Consider the following 15920-nt stretch of genomic DNA (forward strand, 5'->3'; position numbering starts at 1 on the left):
CGCGGCAGTCATCCCCCACACTCGGTCGCCTGCGCGCTCGGCCACACCATTGCATATCGCCGAGATAAGCATATGATTTAGTGAAGATTTTCTTGCGAAAGGTGCCGCTATGTCCCTAACCATTCGTCCCGCAAATATTACAGATGTAGAGGCAATTGCCGGCCTGCTCGTTCTGGACGCAGAACAACGCTACGCAGCCAATCAAACCTTGTGGAAGATGGCTCCAGAACCGCACGCGAAAGTCGCTTCGACCATCACCGCCGCGATGCAAAACGAAGCCCCGCCCTTTCGCCAACACTGGCTTATCGCCGAATCCGAGGGCAACGTCGTTGGCGTGACCCACACAATCCTACTGCCTGTCCCGCCGATCTACGCGGGCGAGTTTGGCCCCCCCGGTTTGATCATGGAGGATTGCTACGTCCTTGATCGCGCACCTTCCGGCACCGCGAAGGCTCTACTGGAGGCAGCGGAGGCCGATTTGGTTGCAGCCGGTGCGAAGGTCCTACTGGGATCATCCATCGCAGGCGGCATTTGGGGCGATGAGTTCTTGGCACAAAGCTACGAGCCTTTGACTCTGTATTTTTCCAAGACCGGATTGAGCAATGCGGCAGACCACGACGACGTGCAAAAAGCATCCGAAGACGACATCCCGGCGATTGTGGCCTCCAGCGCCGTGAACCGTCAGGTGCTGTTTGACTTAAACGACTTCTGGAAACCGCATCCAGAGGCTGACGCCCGTTTTGGCAGCTGGATGACGCGCAGCCTCACACTCACAGACCGCGATATGCTCATCTCCAACTCAGAAGGCGATCCAGAAGGCTACTCTGTGTCCCAGCCTGCAACACCCCTTCACTTCCCGTCAGCCCATGACGTTGTGGGCACTGGATTCATAGACGACTACTTCCATGCAGATTTCGAAAACCCAACCCGTCTGGAAAACCAAGGCCACGCCGCCCGCGCCTTGTTGCAGGCGTCAGAGTCAGCACTTGAGGCGCGTGGCAATGATGCTGCGCTCATCGTATGCCCTGCGGCTTGGATCTCTAAAATCGAGGTGTTGCAAAGCGAAGGCTATGAGACCGAAATTGTCTGGTTCATCAAGGCCTGAGATCACGGTTTCACAAGCGGAAAGGGCTCAGCGTTTTCGCGCCAAGCCCTAAAATTATTTCGATTTTTGACGCTTAGTCCCGCTCGCGGATCGTCTTTGCGAAAGCAGGAAAAATATCGGGGTTGGCTGCGATCATGTGACCGTCTTCCAGCAAGTTCTGGCCTTCACGGATAGGCTCGATAAACCCGCCCGACTCTTTGACCAACAGCACACCGCCCGCGATGTCCCAGATGTTCAACCCACGTTCCCAGTATCCGTCGTAGCGGCCAGCCGCCACGTAAGCGAGATCCAGCGCCGCAGCGCCCCAGCGACGAACGCCAGCACATTGGGGCATCAGCCGGGCGAGATCTTTCAGTGTCGCAGGCAGATACTTGCTGCCGCCGAACGGCACTCCCGTCGCGAACACTGACTCGATCATCTTGTTGCGGGCAGAAACACGCAGCCGCTGCTCGTTCATATATGCGCCCTCGCCCTTTTCAGCGACGAACATTTCATCCTTTGCAGGGTCGTAGACCACAGCAGAAACAATCTCGCCCTTGTGCTCCAACGCAATCGACACGGCCCAATGCGGCATCCCGTGCAGGAAGTTGGTCGTGCCATCTAGCGGATCAACGATCCAGCGGCGGGTCGGGTCAGCGCCTTCGATCGGCTCACTTTCCTCACCAACCCAGCCATAGGTCGGGCGCGCGTCCATCAGTTGCTCTTTGATAATGGCTTCGGCGGCGGTGTCCGCCTTGGACACGAAGTCCCCCGCGCCCTTCATCGAGACCTGCAGGTTCTCGACTTCGCGGAAGTCCTTCACCAGCGATCGGCCGGCAACTCGTGCGGCTTTGATCATAACATTCAGGTTTGCGCTGCCTTGCATCGGTCATCATCCTTGGGAGAGGTTCGGAGGCGCGTATAGACCTATCCTCCGCATAGGGAAAGCCCTTGCGGATGCCGCGCATTTAAACGAGCGTCCAGTTATGTCCGCTGACCGTCCCCTCCTTGGCATCATGCTCATGATCGGCTTTTGCGTGCTCGCCCCAATGGGCGACGCGTTGGCAAAGCTGTTGGGCGAGAGCATTCCACTGGGCCAGCTGCTGCTGACCCGCTTCGGGGTGCAGACAGCAGTGCTAATTCCTTTGGCTTTGCTAACTGGGCGCACGCTCCTTATGTCAGGCCGTGTGTTGCGCCTGACGGTGCTGCGTTCGGTGCTCCATATCATCGGCATTGGCGCAATGTTCTCCAGCCTGCGGTTTCTACCTTTGGCCGATGCCGTGGCCATCGCCTTTGTCATGCCATTCATCATGCTGCTTCTGGGCAAGTATGTGCTTCAAGAGGAAGTCGGTATGCGACGCTTGCTGGCTTGCGTGGTCGGATTCATCGGCACGTTGCTGGTGATCCAGCCCAGCTTCGCTGCTGTCGGCGCCCCTGCGCTGCTGCCCTTGGTGGTCGCCGTGGTATTTGCTCTGTTCATGTTGGTGACGCGTCAGGTCGCCAAGCACGCCGACCCGATCAGCCTTCAAGCCGTCAGCGGCATTGTCGCGACACTCATCCTCGCCGCGATGTATTTCATCCCCGGCACGGATACGATTGAGCAGTTCCAACTCGTCATGCCGGAAGGCGTCAACATCTGGGCGATGCTGCTGGCCATCGGCCTGCTTGGCACCTTCGCGCATCTGGTCATGACGTGGAGCCTGCGCTTTGCGCCCTCCGCCACCGTCGCCCCGATCCAATATCTTGAGATACCGATCGCCACGATTGTGGGGTTCGCTGTGTTCGGCGATTGGCCGAACTCGCTCGCAATGGTCGGCATCTGCATCACCATGGCTGCAGGTCTCTATATCTTGCTGCGGGAGCGCCGGATGGCGCGCCTTGTTCCACCTGCCGCCTAGGCCTTTTCCGGCGTGCGTTGCAGTTTCAACGGCTCCGTTCTCGCCAACCGAATAACATTCGCCATGAACGGTTTGGCCGTATCCTCGCTGCGCGTCGCCGCATAAAGCCGCTTGGTGCGCCCACTCTTGGTCAAAGGCCGTGTCACGTAATCAGAGTTATACCGCACTTCGCGCACCACCCAGTCCGGAAGCACCGCCACGCCTCGGTTGGAGGCGACCAGCAACAAGATGACCGCTGTCAGCTCCACTTGTCGCATCGCTTTGGGCTCGACCCCCGCTGGGGCAAGTAATTCGGTGAAAACGTCGAGGCGTGAACGATCAACCGGATAGGTAATCAACAACTGGTCGCGCAAGTCCTCCGCGTCGATATATTCCTTTTGTGCCAGAGGGTTCTGGGATGACGCGACAAACACCGGTTCGTAGTCGAACAACGGGGTAAAATCCACGCCGGGCAGGTCTTCGGGGTCAGACGAGACCACAAGATCGACCTCTTCGCGCATCAAGGCAGGCAACCCGTCAAACGACAGGCCGGGGCGAATATCCACGTCCACATCGGGCCAGTTCTTGCGGAAGCCTTCAAGCACGGGAAACAGCCACTCAAAACACGCATGGCACTCAATAGCGATGTGCAAACGCCCCGTTTTGCCCATCCGAAGTCCTTCGAAATCCGCTTGCAGTGCTTCAATCTCCGGCAAAATCCGCTCGGCCAGCCGCAGCAATTTCATGCCAGCAGCCGTCAGCTTCATCGGCTTGGCGCGGCGAATGAACAGCTCAACGCCAGCCTGATCCTCCAGACCTTTGATCTGATGGCTAAGCGCACTTTGGGTGATGTTGAGCTGGTCGGCAGCCTTGGCCAGCCCACCTGCTTCGTGAATGGCACGCACCGTCCGAAGGTGGCGAAATTCAATATGCATGCGATCCTCATAATGATCGTGAATGTTATGAATTTGTCTCACATGAGACGCTGTGGCACAAGTCGTCAACTCCAAAAGGACATCTGATATGACTCGCCCTAACGTCTCGTTCGAATTCTTCCCGCCCAAGTCGGTGGAAGCCAGTTTCCGACTCTGGGACACGATCCAAACGCTCGCCCCGCTGGACCCGACCTTTGTGTCGGTGACCTATGGCGCTGGTGGCACGACACGCGAGTTGACCCACGAGGCGGTCACGGCCCTGCACAAAACAACAGACCTGCGCGTTGCGGCCCACCTGACCTGCGTTGATGCGACTCGCGAAGAAACGCTCGCCATCGCGCGCGATTACATGAAGGCGGGTGTGACCGACATCGTCGCCCTGCGCGGCGACGCCCCAAAAGGTCAGAGCTTTGCGGCATCCGAAGACGGATTTGCGTCCTCCATCGAGTTGATCGAAGCGCTGAAAACCGAAACCGATGCCACGATCCGCGTCGGTGCCTACCCCGACAGCCACCCCGAAGCAGGCTCGATGGAGGCCAACATTGCCTACCTGAAGCGCAAATTCGATGCAGGTGCGGATGCGGCGATCACCCAGTTTTTCTTCGAGGCGGACACTTTCTTCCGTTTTCGTGACGCCTGCGTAAAGGCCGGGATCGACAAGCCGATCCTGCCGGGCATCTTCCCGATTGAGGACTGGACCCGCGCCAGCAACTTCGCCAAGCGCTGCGGCACCGCAGTGCCCGCATGGCTGGACGAGGCGTTTACCATCGCGATCCGTGACGACCGCCATGATCTGCTGGCCCAATCCGTCGTGACCGAACTCTGCTCCGACCTTGTCGACGGCGGCGTGGCCGACTTGCATTTCTACACGCTGAACCGCCCGGAATTGACCCGCGATATCTGCGCGGCCTTGGGCGTGACCCCGAAACTAGCCTTGGCGCAAGTGGCGTAAGACTGCCAGTTGCACCTCTCGGGCCTGTCTCCTACCGTCTCCCTGACATACCCAAGAGACAGGCCCACCCCCATGCCCGACAATTTCTTCCCTGATCATCCCGACCAGCTTCCAGGCAGGGACGCAATCTTGTCCATGTCCGGTTTGGAATTCATGCAGAAGGTGCTCGCGAACGAGTTGCCGATGGCACCGATAGCAGGCGGGCTGAACTACGGATTGCACAGTGTAAAGCTGGATGAAATCGTGTTTCGCGGCGCGCCCGGCTTCAATCATATGAATCCCAGCGGCGCCATTCATGGTGGCTGGTATGGCACCTTGCTCGATAGCGCTATGGCCTGCGCCGTGATGACACGCGTGCCCAAAGGTTCCGTCTATACCACTTTGGAATACAAGGTGAATATCATCCGCTCAATCCCGTCGGGCATGCTTGTGGACTGCATCGGAACGGTCGAACACGCTGGCCGCTCGACCGGCGTCGCAACGGGAAAAATTGTGGGCGTCGAGGACGGGAAACTCTACGCGACGGGTTCCACCACCTGCATCATTATGACGCCGAAATAGCTGCTCGGATCAGTTCACAACAGCGCCGGAACGGGCGGTTCCATCACCTTTCCTTGAGGCTCGATCGCGCAGCACGTGTTCGCTCGTGCGCATAGACATTCGCGACATAGGGCCTATCTCTAAAGCGTACTCCACTGCACAGCAGGGAGGCAGGCGGGGCCGCCGAACATCTTTCGAAGGCGGCCCTGCTTGTTCACTTTCCGCCCTTTTAAAGCGCAGATCTATAGAACTTCGGTTCTGTCACCGTCCAAGATTTCGGCAATCGGGTCCGGCAAGGAAAGGCCATCGCGTACCTCTGCGTCCAAAGCGATCTCCATTGCTTGCACGTCTGGAATGCGAGCGGCGACGGCATCAATCATTGCAAATGGCACAACGACAACACCGTCGCGGTCGGCTACGATCAGGTCTCCTGTCTCGACGGGCTGACCACCTACAACAACCTGCGTGCCCACCTGCCCAGGCCCAGTTCCATAAGGGGAGCCAGGGTTCAACCCGGTGCACCAGCACGGCAAACCAACTTCCAGAACGCCTTGAAAGTCGCGCATCGGCCCGTCAGTCACGAAAGCCGCAGCGCCCGCATTCTTGGCCATGCCCGTGACACGGTCCCCAGCCGCAGCACAGCCTTGCCAACCTTGGGCAGCCCCGATCAGAACGTCGCCGGCTTTCAGATATCTCAGGCACCCCAAAGTCGCGAGCAAATCCGATGGCCGGTTATCCGCCGTAAGCGCAGGCCCTGCGACATGAGTGTTGGCCCCGGACAGCGGCGCTATGCGCGCCTCCATGGCGCCGGCCCCGAACATCGCGTCAACCACGAACCCCGTCGGCACGCCTTGAAACTTGGCGATCTGGTCCTTGGTTGGGCGGCGGGCGACATCCGGACCAATCCTGAGCATTTTTGGTTCTTCAATCATCGCGGCAGTCCTCCCTTGGGGCTGCCGCATAACAATCTTCAGGCATCTAAGCTGTCGCGTTCAACTCCAGCACCCTCCAACCGCCGCGGCAGTCCTGAGTAGCATCACTCGGATGTCAGATTGAATTCAAGCGCCAGATCGATGTGTCCCGCCGAAAACGCTTGGCTTCGCAGCCAAAGAGTTACGACTCCAAGCACCACCGCATGACGGCCTTTTGTGCGTGAAGACGGTTCTCGGCTTCGTCGAAGATTACCGAGTTCGGCCCGTCCATCACCTCAGATGTCGCCTCATCGTCGCGATGGGCTGGCAAACAGTGCATGAACAGAGCGTTCGATTTGGCATGGTCCATCAGCTGCTTGTTCACCTGATAGCCACGCAACTGGTTATGCCGCCGCTCCCGCGCGGATTGCGGGTCATGCATCGACACCCAAGTGTCTGTTACAACCAGATCGGCCCCTTCAACAGCGGCCTGCGGGTTGCGCTCGATGCTATAAAGCCCGTCCAACGACGCCTCCGGGTCCAAAGGCGGCGGACCGGAGAAGACCAAATCGAAATCAAACTGCTTGGCCGCGTGCGCAAAGCTCGCGAACACGTTGTTGCCGTCGCCCGTCCACACAACCTTTTTGCCTTTGATCGGGCCGTTATGTTCCTCGAACGTCAGAATATCTGCCATGATCTGGCAAGGATGCGTGCGGTTGGTCAGCCCGTTGATCACCGGAACGGTGGCGTATTCGGCCATCTCCAGAAGCGTGTCCTCCTCAAAGGTCCGCATCATGATCAGGTCGACATAGCGCGACAGCACGCGGGCGGTATCGGCAATCGTCTCGCCGTGGCCCAGCTGCATGTCGGAGCCGGACAGAACCATCGTCTGCCCGCCCATCTGCCGCACGCCCACATCAAAGGAAACACGCGTCCGCGTCGACGGCTTCTCGAAGATCAGCGCGACCATGTGGTCTTTCAACGGAAGATCGTCGTCCAACGCGCCTTTGGGGCGACCTGCACGGGCCTTCTTGACATCGCTTGCGGTGTCGATGATCCGCCGCAGATCTGCAGGGTCGGTCTTGTGGATATCCAGAAAATGCTTCATGCCGCGCCCTCCAAGGCTGTCGCCGCGCGGTCCAGACGCGCCACCGCTTCCTTGATCTCGTCATCAGAGATGGTCATCGCAGGCAACAGCCGGATCACGTTGTCACCGCCCGGAACGGTCAGCACATGCTCCGCATATCCTGCAGTCACCACGTCGACATTCGGCACCACGCATTTCACACCGATCATCAGTCCAGCGCCGCGCACGAGCTCGAAAATCGTCGGATGCGACGCCACGAGCCCCTCTAGGCTTTGCCGGAGCAGGCCGGATTTGCGCGAAACTTCAGCCAGAAAATCATGATCCGCCACGATATCCATCACCGCAGACCCGACCGCGCAGGCCAACGGGTTGCCGCCATAGGTAGAGCCGTGGGTGCCTGCGGTCATACCGCTTGCCGCGTCTTCGGTCGCCAAGCACGCTCCCAGCGGGAAGCCGTTGCCGATGCCCTTGGCCACCGCCATGATGTCAGGGGTCACTCCGGCCCATTCATGAGCAAACAGCTTGCCCGTCCGCCCCATACCGCATTGAATTTCATCGAAAATCAGTAACGCTCCTGTGCTGTCGCACATATCGCGCAAGCCCTTCAGACAGGCATCGGGCAGCGGGATAATCCCGCCCTCGCCCTGCACAGGCTCCACGATCACCGCGGCAATCGTGTCGTCCAGCGCCTCTTGCAACGCGTCATGGTCACCGGCAGTCAGATTGATGAAGCCGGGTAACAAGGGGCCAAATCCCTTTGTCAGTTTCTCCGACGCTGCGGCCGAGATGGTGGCCAAAGTCCGCCCGTGGAAGGACCCCGTGAAGGTGATGATATTCACCCGTTCTGGCTGACCTTTGTCATACCAGTATTTGCGCGCCATCTTGATCGCGCATTCCATCGCCTCGGCACCAGAGTTGGTGAAGAACATCGTGTCAGCAAAGGTCGCCTCGCGCAGCTTTTCGGCCAGTTCTTCCTGATGGGGAATGTGATACAGGTTCGAGGTGTGCCACAACTTGGCCGCTTGGTCCTGCACCACCTTCACCAAGGCCGGATGCGCGTGGCCAAGACCTGTCACCGCAATGCCGCCTCCAAGGTCAAGATATCGCGTGCCGTCTTGCTCGATGAGCCAGCTCCCCTCGCCTTTTTCAAAGCTCATTTTCGCCCGTGAATAGGTCGGCAGTACAGCAGGTATCATCGCGTGGGTGTCCTTTACGCAGAGGAAATCCAGATATTGAGGATGTTCCGAGGCAAGTCAATTTGAATGAGGGATAAGAGGCGTGCGCCAAGCGCACAGATGATCAGACGCTAAATTAGCGTCGGCGTCGCAGTGAAACGATATGTGCGGACTTGATCATGGAAAAGCGTCTATGCCGCAGCTTCGTTCCTGTCCAGAATTTTCTTACGCCTCACAGAAACACGTCTCAGAGCCGCATCGGCTGATCCAAACTTGTATCCCGACGCATTGGCCTCTAAATTAGGGGCAACTGGAAAAGAACACGCCGCCCAAGCCAAGCGACTGGGGCGGTTTGTCGTTTGAAAAGGCAACACCGCATGTCATGGACTGATGAACGCGTCGAAGTTTTGAAGAAAATGTGGGGCGAAGGGAAATCCGCCTCGCAGATCGCCAAGGAATTGGGCGGCGTGACCCGCAATGCCGTGATCGGCAAAGTGCACCGTCTTGGCCTGTCAAACCGCTCCGGCGGCGCAAGCCCTGCCAAGGCAGCAACAGCGGCAAAAGCCAAACCCGCGGCCAAGGCCAAACCTGCCGAGAAGCCGAAACCGGCAGCAGCAGCCTCGGAGACTGAGGCGAAGCCAGCCCCTGCTCCGGTCAATAGGGCCGTCGGCCGCCCGAAATTGGTGGTCACCGCGGGCCAACCCCTACCTCCGCAGCCTTCCGCAAACGAGATCAGCCCAGAAGCACTGGCTTCCGTGCGCGAAGTCGAGAAAAAGGCAAAGCGCCTGTCGGTGATGGAACTGACCGAAAAGACCTGCAAATGGCCTGTCGGTGATCCGGCAACCGAAGACTTCTGGTTCTGCGGCCTGCCATCCCAGCAGGGTAAACCTTATTGCGAGGCGCATGTCGGCGTGGCGTTCCAACCTATGTCCGCACGCCGCGATCGCCGACGCTAAGACCGCTCAGCGTTCTTGCTAAAAAAGATCAAGCGTCATAGCCTGAAGGCCGTGGCGCTTTTTTTGTGCCGAATTGGTTTTAGTATTTTAGGTGCGCAATGGGCAACCAACGCTTTACGATGATGAAATGGAAGGCTGAATGGGGCCTTCAGTTCTATTTGCTCCAGAACCCACTCTCCGCCCCCTATGTCACAAGCTCCGAGCCCGAGAAAATTGGCGAGGTGAACGTCGAGACCGGCGCGGAAATCCAAGGCGTAAAGCGCTACAAGAAAGGCCGAAAAGGCGTCCGCTATAAGAGCACAAGCATCAAGCCACGCCTCGGGATAATGCGGAACTCTGGCCGTGAAGGCATGGCCGAGATCGCATTGAGGGCATCATCTTTTGCCTACAACATGTCGATGCACCATGCCTTGTATCGAGAGATCAAACAGATCAACGATCAGATCGCTCGGGGCGTAAAGCAATATGGCGGCGTCCTGATCGTGGGACGGGTTCATATGATGCAATACCCCAACCCCGACACCGGCGTACGCATGGCATACATGAAAGACTGTTATTGTGCAGACGCCGGAAAATCTGTCGATGAGGTTTTCAAAGAAGAAACGGTGGAACGCGCCGCAATCGGTCCGCAACAAGGCAAAGGTGGCGCGCCGCGAGCCTACATGAGCGCGGCCAAATTTCCGATGCCCCCCTACATCAGCCCACCGCCCTATGGTCAGGTTGAAGAGAGGTTTTTGATGTGGGCGGAAAAGGCTTTGCTCAAGAAACGCGAACTCAAAGATATCCCCGCCGTTATGAACACGCGTTGATTAACGCCTCCGTTTAGTTCCCGCCCAATAGACCCCGCAGCGCATCCTTGGCCTTGTTCTCAAGGCCTTGCTTCAAGGCGTCTTCCACGCTCTGCCCTTCTTGGCGCTCGACGCCCAGCTCGTCCTTCAGCTTTGCCGCGGCCTTCGCCTTTAACTCGTCCTCTTTCACCTTGGCCTTGGCACGCAACTCTTCTTCTTTCGCTTTGGCCTGTGCCTTCAGCTGCTCTTTCTGCGCCTCAAGCTCGGTATCAAGGAGTGCTTTCAGATCAGGGCGGAAGCGGATGTTGCTCCACGGGCCTTCTATGATCACAGGAACGCGGATGCCGTCTTTCAAGCGGCCCGCCAGCGCCACTGGGGCCAGCCGGTATTTGATCGTTTGCCCGCCCAGATCGACAACACCATTGCCCGTCGCGGTCAACAAATCTGCCACGAAATTCAGGTCAGAGTTGCTCAGAACCCCGCCTTCGATTGTGAAGCTGGCGGTAATATCATCAAACACCGTTTTCGAGCCTTCGCCCTGATAGGACGCATCTAGGTTCTTGATCATCCCCGCGATATCCAGCCCCAGCAATTCGCCGCTGCCAACATCCATCCGACCCGAGCCTGACAGCCCGTTCATGATCTCGTTCATCGTGCCGCCGACGCCCAAAAATTTCAACGACATAGAGGCATCGCCGACCAGTCGGTCAAATCCGGCGAAATCGTTCAGCACTTTTTGCATGGCAACACTATTGGCCCGCAGGTCGCCCCCGACGGACAGCCCGCCGCGGCCGTTCACCACAAATTGTCCAGCAACGACGCCCTCAAACACGCCAACGTTCGTCAGGTCCAACACCAGACGCGACCGGTCTAACGCGCCTTTCATATCTGTCGCCGCAAGTTGCACCGAGCCGAGGTCGATTCCGTTGGCCTTCAGCGAAAACTCACCATTCACGCCAGACAGCCCCGACACGTCAATCCGCGCGTCAGACCAACCGCCAGCCCCGGCATTGGCCGCGCCATCGCCTTCGGTGGTGTCCGTGCTCATCGCCGAGAAATCCAACCGGTCCGCTTGCAGTTTTGCAGTCACGTAAGGCGTGTCCCGCAATGCGACATCCACAGCACCGGTCAGACGGTTCTGGTCCAGGTCAACCGTCGCCCCGCGCAGGAAAATCTGGTTATCGGCGGTCAGCGTCAGCTCGCCCGACACTTTGACCTTTTGCCCCAGCCCCTCGGGAATACGTGGTGCCGCCTGATCCATAAGCGCAAACAGTGTGGTCTGGTTATTGACGGCACCTGTTACGGCCCCTTTCGCTTGCATCGGGTCCAGCCCGGCACTGCCCTTGAAGCTAAAACTGTTACCCCCGGCGCTCGCCGCGATATCCACGCCTTGCACGCCGCCATCCAGCATCTGTTGCACGCCGTTGATGGTGCCCGACACCTTGACCGACTGGCCCTTGTAAAGCCCCGACAGATCAACGCGCCCCGCGCCCTTCAAATCCACCAGCTTCAAACTCGCGTCCAGCGCGGTCATCACATAGGACTGCCCTGCCTGCGCATCGACGAACTCGACCGAGCCGTTGGTGATCTGCGCCAAAGGCAGCGACACGTCGGCAGAGCCGCCGCCATCCTCACCGCCGCCCAGCTCGCTCACGAAATCCCAGTTGGCTTTGCCGTCCTTGGATTTCTCCAGCCGGATCACCGGTGACTGGATGTCGAACGCCTCAACGACAATATCGCCGCCCAAAAGGGCCGAGAACCCCACGCCCATCTCCATAGACGCCGCTTCCAGCATCGGCCCCTTGCCCGACCATTCCGCGTTGGAGATCGCGACGTCCTCCAGCTTCACGCCCAAGCGCGGGAAGATCTGCGGTGACACCTCCCCCGCAATGCTGAGCGCGCGGCCCGTGTTCTTCTCGAACTGGTCTTCCGCAAGGCGGGCGATCTTGTCGGTGGGGACCAAGAACAACCCCGCTACGGCGACCACCACAAGGATGATCAAGGTGATCACAATCCGAAATATCCAGCGCATGGGGCCTGCTCCTCTTATGGGCTTTTCCACAAGGTAGGCCGTCACGGGGCGGGCTACAACGATTTAGCGTAGGGGGGAGCGCTGACGCAGGCAAGGAAGGGCAGCTTTGCGGGAAGAAGCTGCCATTCGTTTCGCAGTCGTGAACGTCCGGTTGTCCCCGTAAACGTGCGTACTGAGGTAACCAAGGCCGCTGTACTGGCCGGGCTTGGTATCTGACACCTCCCCCTTAGCGTGATAGAGTAGGAGGTGGTCACAGGACAATTGGTAAGAGTTTTGCCGGACTGCAACTTGCCCACATTGGGCATTTACGCTGTTTGGTCGGGCATCGGCCCGCAACAGGCGCTAACCCGACGCCTGATTGATCATTTCATTGCGCATCGTTCAGATTTGATGTTGTAGCCGCCCCTATGTAAGCGCACCTTTAATCCGTCCATCAATCGCGGCAATAACCTTTGCGACTTTGTCCGCATCAGCCGCATCGACATGTGGCGCTGCAAATGCACCAGAGTCATTGTCATAATACCGACCCGACGCATCTGAAAATTCATCCGAAAGCGCCGCACGGGACAGGATATCAACGCCGATGTTCAGATCATTTCCGGCGGTGCCAAAGCCCTCACGCACCATCTTCGTGGCCAGTAGAGACCCCGGATTCACGGCCACCGACAGCGGCCCGTCGGGATGCTGTGCCGCGAAATCCTGGCTCCACATTGTCAGCGCCAGTTTGCTTTGCGCATAGGCCTCCATGTCGTTCAGGCGTCGCTTGCCCTGCATTGCATCAACGTCGACGGGGGCTTGCGCGGCTGACGATAGATGCACCAATCGCCCGTCGTTCGGCATGATGGACAGCAAGAGGCCAGAGAGGAGCGCAGGCGCATATGTGTTCACTACAAATCGGACATCCAAACCATCACGCGTAAGTGGTTCGGGCACTTTGAACACGCCCGCGTTGTTGATCACAACGTCGATCCTGTCGTTGCTGTTCTTGAGGTCGCGCGCCATTTCAGCGACCTGCGATAGATCGGACATATCAGCCTGAACAGTCGTGACATCGCGGCCAATCTCTTGCGCCAAAGCATTCAGTTTCTCAGCACTGCGCCCGTGAACGATCATGCGGTGCCCTTGGGCTGCAAGGGCCAAAGCGGTGGCACGGCCAATTCCGTCGGTTGCGCCGGTGATCAGGATGGTTTTTGTCATATTAGTTTCCTTAACTGAAAGTTGGCAAAACATGCTCGGCAAGTTGTTCGAGCGAATCTTCAATGGGGCCGGTACTAAACCGCAGGTTCAGAGCGACGTGGTTTACGCCGATCTCTTCGAGTTGCTTTAAGTAGCGCGTCAGCGGGCGATGGCCGGAGCGAAAGCCGAGATGGATCGGGCTTGGAGCCTCATCGGGGTCTTTGGCCAGATCGATATATAATGGTTGCAATACCGGCTTCGGTGGCTGCCCAAGTCGTAACAAGGTTTCGCGCCAGTCTTGCAGAACGCGGTCTTGCGCCACGCCGGGGCGTGGGTAAGTCATCCAGCCATCGCCATTCTTTGCAATCCAGTCGGGGGATTGGCGGCTTGATCCTGTGATCAAAAGCGGCAGTTTTGTTCCAGCAGGTTTTGGTAGCATATCGACGGGCGCGTTTACCGAGCCAAAGCCGTTGCTGACCCGCGGTGCCGTTTGCCCCATGGCGCGGATGTATTCAAAGCTCTCACGGAATGCATCGCCGCGTGCATCGAAGTTTTCGTTCATGGCCGGATACTCTTCGGGGCGATCACCAGAGGCCACGCCGAGGATCAACCGTCCGCCTGACAGCACGTCGGCACTCGCGGCGGATTTGGCCACATGCGCGGGGTGGCGCAGGGGCAGGACAATGCTGGCAACGCCCAAGGCAATCTCCGAAGTTTGGCCGGCCAGAAATCCCAGATAGGTGAACGGATCAAAGAGCTGCCCCGCGTCACCAAAGCTGGGGACGTTGAACGGGACGTCGCGCAACCAGACAGCCTTGAAGCCAAGCGTCTCGGCTTGTTTTACTCGGCGCAGGTGGTCAGACAAATCCGGCACGGGGCTGTGCCCGTATTGCGCAATCGGCACGACCAGACCGAGGCTGAGTTGACCGTTCTGAAACGTCGTATCAAAGCCGCGATTGATTTGCGGAAAGGGGGTATTGGTCTCGTCGCGCACTTGAGGTCTCCTGTGATGTGCGCCGCCCCTTTGACGGGGCGACGCAGTGGTATTAGGCAAGGTCGTCTTTGCCCTCGATCAGGTAGTGATGGCTGACAGAGCCTTTGGTCCGCTCCGCGAGGTGCGGCGCATATTCGTCGTCCGCCATAAAGGCCTCTGCGGCGTCTTTGGACGGCCATTCGATGATGATACGCAATCCGGCCTCTTGGGGGGAGCCTTCGACTTGTTCGTGACTGGCTGTGCGGGCAATGTAGCGCCCGCCGTGGGCCGCAACACGGGCATTCGCCGCCGGCAGGTAGTCAGGAATCCAGTCTTCGCTGGTGGGGGTCACATCAAGTACTGAGTAGTAAGTCATAATTATTTCCTTCTTTTCAAAGTTGTGCGGACAAGCCCGGAAGGACCTGTTTGCCGATTACGCGGCCACTTTCTTGGCGTTTGTGCGCGTCAGTCAGCGTTTCGACAGTCAGCACATTGGCGCGTTCCGTAACGGTGGATTGCAGCGTTCCCGCGTCGATCATAGCGGACACGCGGGTCAAAAGATCACGTTGGACAGCGATGTCAGCGGTGTTGAACATCGACCGTGTGAACATGAATTCCCACGAAATCGTCAGGGCCTTTGGCTTTGCATCCGTGATGTTTATGCTCTGCGGGTCATCAATCAATGCGATGTGTCCACGTGGGGCAATCAGGTTTATGATCGCAGACCAGTGCTGATCTGTAGCCGTCAAAGCTGCAACGTAAGTCGGCGTCTGCCCAAGGTCATTAAGCTGCGCCGCCAAATCGCCACGGTGATCAATCACATGATCTGCGCCCATCTTGCGTACCCAGTCCTGGGTTTCGGGACGGGAGGCGGTCGCGATGACGGTCAGATTGGTTAGCGTTTTGGCCAGTTGGATCAGCATTGAACCCACACCACCAGCACCGCCGATGACCAGCAGGCTCTGCCCCGCACCACCGCCTTCGGTCACACGGAAGGCATCAAATAGCATTTCCCAAGCGGTGATGGACGTTAGGGGAAGACCCGCACTTCCGGTAAAGTCGAGCGTCGCTGGCTTTTTGCCAACGATACGTTCATCAACTGCGTGCAGTTCTGCGTTCGTGCCCGCGCGGGTCACATCACCTGCATAAAATACATCATCGCCAACCGCATAGCCCGTCACGTCAGACCCGATTTCGACAACGGTTCCTGCGGCGTCATATCCCAACACACTCGTGGGACCTTCAGGCGGACGGACTTCGCGCAGCTTGACGTCTACGGGGTTCATCGAGATGCCCTTGACCGCAACCAAAAGGTCATGCGGGCCGACTTGCGGCTTGGCAACATCCATCATTTGCAACGCGCCATTGCCATCGATTGGGCCAGCTTGCGTATATCCGATTGCTTTCATTGTCCTGCTCCTATGTGCGGTTTCA

The 15920-nt window shown here is 58.4% G+C and carries 16 protein-coding genes; 6 read left to right on the top strand and 10 right to left on the bottom strand.

Going from position 1 to position 15920, the window contains the following annotated elements; all coding sequences use genetic code 11:
• Window positions 1-109 precede the first annotated feature (109 nt).
• Window positions 110-1105 carry a GNAT family N-acetyltransferase gene (locus BM352_RS16065; protein WP_090218879.1) on the top strand — a complete coding sequence of 332 codons (996 nt, stop codon included), beginning with the start codon at window positions 110-112 and terminating at the stop codon, window positions 1103-1105.
• A 73-nt stretch (window positions 1106-1178) separates the two neighbouring features.
• Here BM352_RS16065 and BM352_RS16070 read toward each other — a convergent pair whose 3' ends face one another.
• Window positions 1179-1970 (bottom strand): inositol monophosphatase family protein, encoded by a 792-nt coding sequence (locus BM352_RS16070; RefSeq protein ID WP_090218881.1) that lies wholly within the window; start codon window positions 1968-1970, stop codon window positions 1179-1181.
• 100 nt (window positions 1971-2070) lie between these two features.
• On the opposite strand from BM352_RS16070, the gene BM352_RS16075 reads away from it, so the two are divergent.
• Complete coding sequence (locus BM352_RS16075) at window positions 2071-2982, top strand: DMT family transporter (protein ID WP_090218884.1); 912 nt, start codon at window positions 2071-2073, stop codon at window positions 2980-2982.
• Here BM352_RS16075 and BM352_RS16080 read toward each other — a convergent pair.
• Window positions 2979-3896 (bottom strand): LysR family transcriptional regulator, encoded by a 918-nt coding sequence (locus BM352_RS16080; RefSeq protein WP_090218885.1) that lies wholly within the window; start codon window positions 3894-3896, stop codon window positions 2979-2981. The genes BM352_RS16075 and BM352_RS16080 overlap by 4 nt on opposite strands.
• Window positions 3897-3984: 88 nt before the next feature.
• Between BM352_RS16080 and metF the strand changes: the two genes are divergently transcribed.
• Both metF and BM352_RS16090 read left to right on the top strand, forming a co-directional pair.
• Window positions 3985-4848, top strand: coding sequence for a methylenetetrahydrofolate reductase [NAD(P)H] (gene metF / locus BM352_RS16085; protein WP_090218886.1), 864 nt, complete (start codon window positions 3985-3987; stop codon window positions 4846-4848).
• Window positions 4849-4920: 72 nt separating this feature from the next.
• Complete coding sequence (locus BM352_RS16090) at window positions 4921-5409, top strand: PaaI family thioesterase (protein WP_090218887.1); 489 nt, start codon at window positions 4921-4923, stop codon at window positions 5407-5409.
• A gap of 221 nt (window positions 5410-5630) precedes the next feature.
• On the opposite strand, the gene BM352_RS16095 is transcribed toward BM352_RS16090, so the two are convergent.
• The 3 genes from BM352_RS16095 to BM352_RS16105 all read right to left on the bottom strand — a co-directional run bounded on the left by BM352_RS16095 (window position 5631) and on the right by BM352_RS16105 (window position 8582).
• The gene (locus BM352_RS16095; RefSeq protein ID WP_090218888.1) at window positions 5631-6320 is read right to left on the bottom strand and encodes an RraA family protein; all 690 of its coding nucleotides are present in this window, start codon (window positions 6318-6320) and stop codon (window positions 5631-5633) included.
• Between the two features lie 181 nt (window positions 6321-6501).
• Window positions 6502-7407, bottom strand: a complete 906-nt coding sequence (gene argF, locus BM352_RS16100) for an ornithine carbamoyltransferase (RefSeq protein WP_090218889.1) — start codon at window positions 7405-7407, stop codon at window positions 6502-6504.
• On the bottom strand, window positions 7404-8582 hold the full coding sequence (locus BM352_RS16105) for an aspartate aminotransferase family protein (protein ID WP_090218890.1): 1179 nt from the start codon (window positions 8580-8582) through the stop codon (window positions 7404-7406). The genes argF and BM352_RS16105 overlap by 4 nt, the downstream gene beginning before the upstream one ends.
• A gap of 356 nt (window positions 8583-8938) precedes the next feature.
• On the opposite strand from BM352_RS16105, the gene BM352_RS16110 reads away from it, so the two are divergent.
• Together BM352_RS16110 and BM352_RS16115 are read left to right on the top strand one after the other, a co-directional pair.
• Entirely contained in the window at window positions 8939-9517 is a 579-nt protein-coding gene (locus BM352_RS16110) for a GcrA family cell cycle regulator (RefSeq protein WP_090218892.1), read from the top strand.
• A gap of 98 nt (window positions 9518-9615) precedes the next feature.
• Window positions 9616-10326, top strand: a complete 711-nt coding sequence (locus BM352_RS16115) for a hypothetical protein (protein ID WP_090218893.1) — start codon at window positions 9616-9618, stop codon at window positions 10324-10326.
• Between the two features lie 13 nt (window positions 10327-10339).
• Here the strand turns inward: BM352_RS16115 and BM352_RS16120 are convergent, their stop codons facing one another.
• From BM352_RS16120 to BM352_RS16140, 5 genes are all read right to left on the bottom strand, one after another.
• Complete coding sequence (locus BM352_RS16120; protein ID WP_090218895.1) at window positions 10340-12337, bottom strand: AsmA family protein; 1998 nt, start codon at window positions 12335-12337, stop codon at window positions 10340-10342.
• 405 nt (window positions 12338-12742) lie between these two features.
• Complete coding sequence (locus tag BM352_RS16125; protein WP_090218897.1) at window positions 12743-13534, bottom strand: SDR family NAD(P)-dependent oxidoreductase; 792 nt, start codon at window positions 13532-13534, stop codon at window positions 12743-12745.
• 10 nt (window positions 13535-13544) lie between these two features.
• Window positions 13545-14507 carry an LLM class oxidoreductase gene (locus BM352_RS16130; RefSeq protein ID WP_090218899.1) on the bottom strand — a complete coding sequence of 321 codons (963 nt, stop codon included), beginning with the start codon at window positions 14505-14507 and terminating at the stop codon, window positions 13545-13547.
• A gap of 52 nt (window positions 14508-14559) precedes the next feature.
• The gene (locus BM352_RS16135; protein ID WP_090218901.1) at window positions 14560-14862 is read right to left on the bottom strand and encodes a DUF1330 domain-containing protein; all 303 of its coding nucleotides are present in this window, start codon (window positions 14860-14862) and stop codon (window positions 14560-14562) included.
• Window positions 14863-14878: 16 nt separating this feature from the next.
• Window positions 14879-15895 (bottom strand): zinc-binding alcohol dehydrogenase family protein, encoded by a 1017-nt coding sequence (locus tag BM352_RS16140; RefSeq protein ID WP_090218903.1) that lies wholly within the window; start codon window positions 15893-15895, stop codon window positions 14879-14881.
• Between the last annotated feature and the right edge of the window lie 25 nt (window positions 15896-15920).

Source organism: Litoreibacter janthinus (assembly GCF_900111945.1).
Taxonomy (GTDB): domain Bacteria; phylum Pseudomonadota; class Alphaproteobacteria; order Rhodobacterales; family Rhodobacteraceae; genus Litoreibacter; species Litoreibacter janthinus.

Coding starts and splice junctions, on each gene's coding strand:
- BM352_RS16065 (WP_090218879.1), top strand. CDS start 110: ATGTCCCTAACCATTCGTCCCGCAAATATTACAGATGTAGAGGCAATT.
- BM352_RS16070 (WP_090218881.1), bottom strand. CDS start 1,970: ATGCAAGGCAGCGCAAACCTGAATGTTATGATCAAAGCCGCACGAGTT.
- BM352_RS16075 (WP_090218884.1), top strand. CDS start 2,071: ATGTCCGCTGACCGTCCCCTCCTTGGCATCATGCTCATGATCGGCTTT.
- BM352_RS16080 (WP_090218885.1), bottom strand. CDS start 3,896: ATGCATATTGAATTTCGCCACCTTCGGACGGTGCGTGCCATTCACGAA.
- metF (WP_090218886.1), top strand. CDS start 3,985: ATGACTCGCCCTAACGTCTCGTTCGAATTCTTCCCGCCCAAGTCGGTG.
- BM352_RS16090 (WP_090218887.1), top strand. CDS start 4,921: ATGCCCGACAATTTCTTCCCTGATCATCCCGACCAGCTTCCAGGCAGG.
- BM352_RS16095 (WP_090218888.1), bottom strand. CDS start 6,320: ATGATTGAAGAACCAAAAATGCTCAGGATTGGTCCGGATGTCGCCCGC.
- argF (WP_090218889.1), bottom strand. CDS start 7,407: ATGAAGCATTTTCTGGATATCCACAAGACCGACCCTGCAGATCTGCGG.
- BM352_RS16105 (WP_090218890.1), bottom strand. CDS start 8,582: ATGATACCTGCTGTACTGCCGACCTATTCACGGGCGAAAATGAGCTTT.
- BM352_RS16110 (WP_090218892.1), top strand. CDS start 8,939: ATGTCATGGACTGATGAACGCGTCGAAGTTTTGAAGAAAATGTGGGGC.
- BM352_RS16115 (WP_090218893.1), top strand. CDS start 9,616: ATGGGCAACCAACGCTTTACGATGATGAAATGGAAGGCTGAATGGGGC.
- BM352_RS16120 (WP_090218895.1), bottom strand. CDS start 12,337: ATGCGCTGGATATTTCGGATTGTGATCACCTTGATCATCCTTGTGGTG.
- BM352_RS16125 (WP_090218897.1), bottom strand. CDS start 13,534: ATGACAAAAACCATCCTGATCACCGGCGCAACCGACGGAATTGGCCGT.
- BM352_RS16135 (WP_090218901.1), bottom strand. CDS start 14,862: ATGACTTACTACTCAGTACTTGATGTGACCCCCACCAGCGAAGACTGG.
- BM352_RS16140 (WP_090218903.1), bottom strand. CDS start 15,895: ATGAAAGCAATCGGATATACGCAAGCTGGCCCAATCGATGGCAATGGC.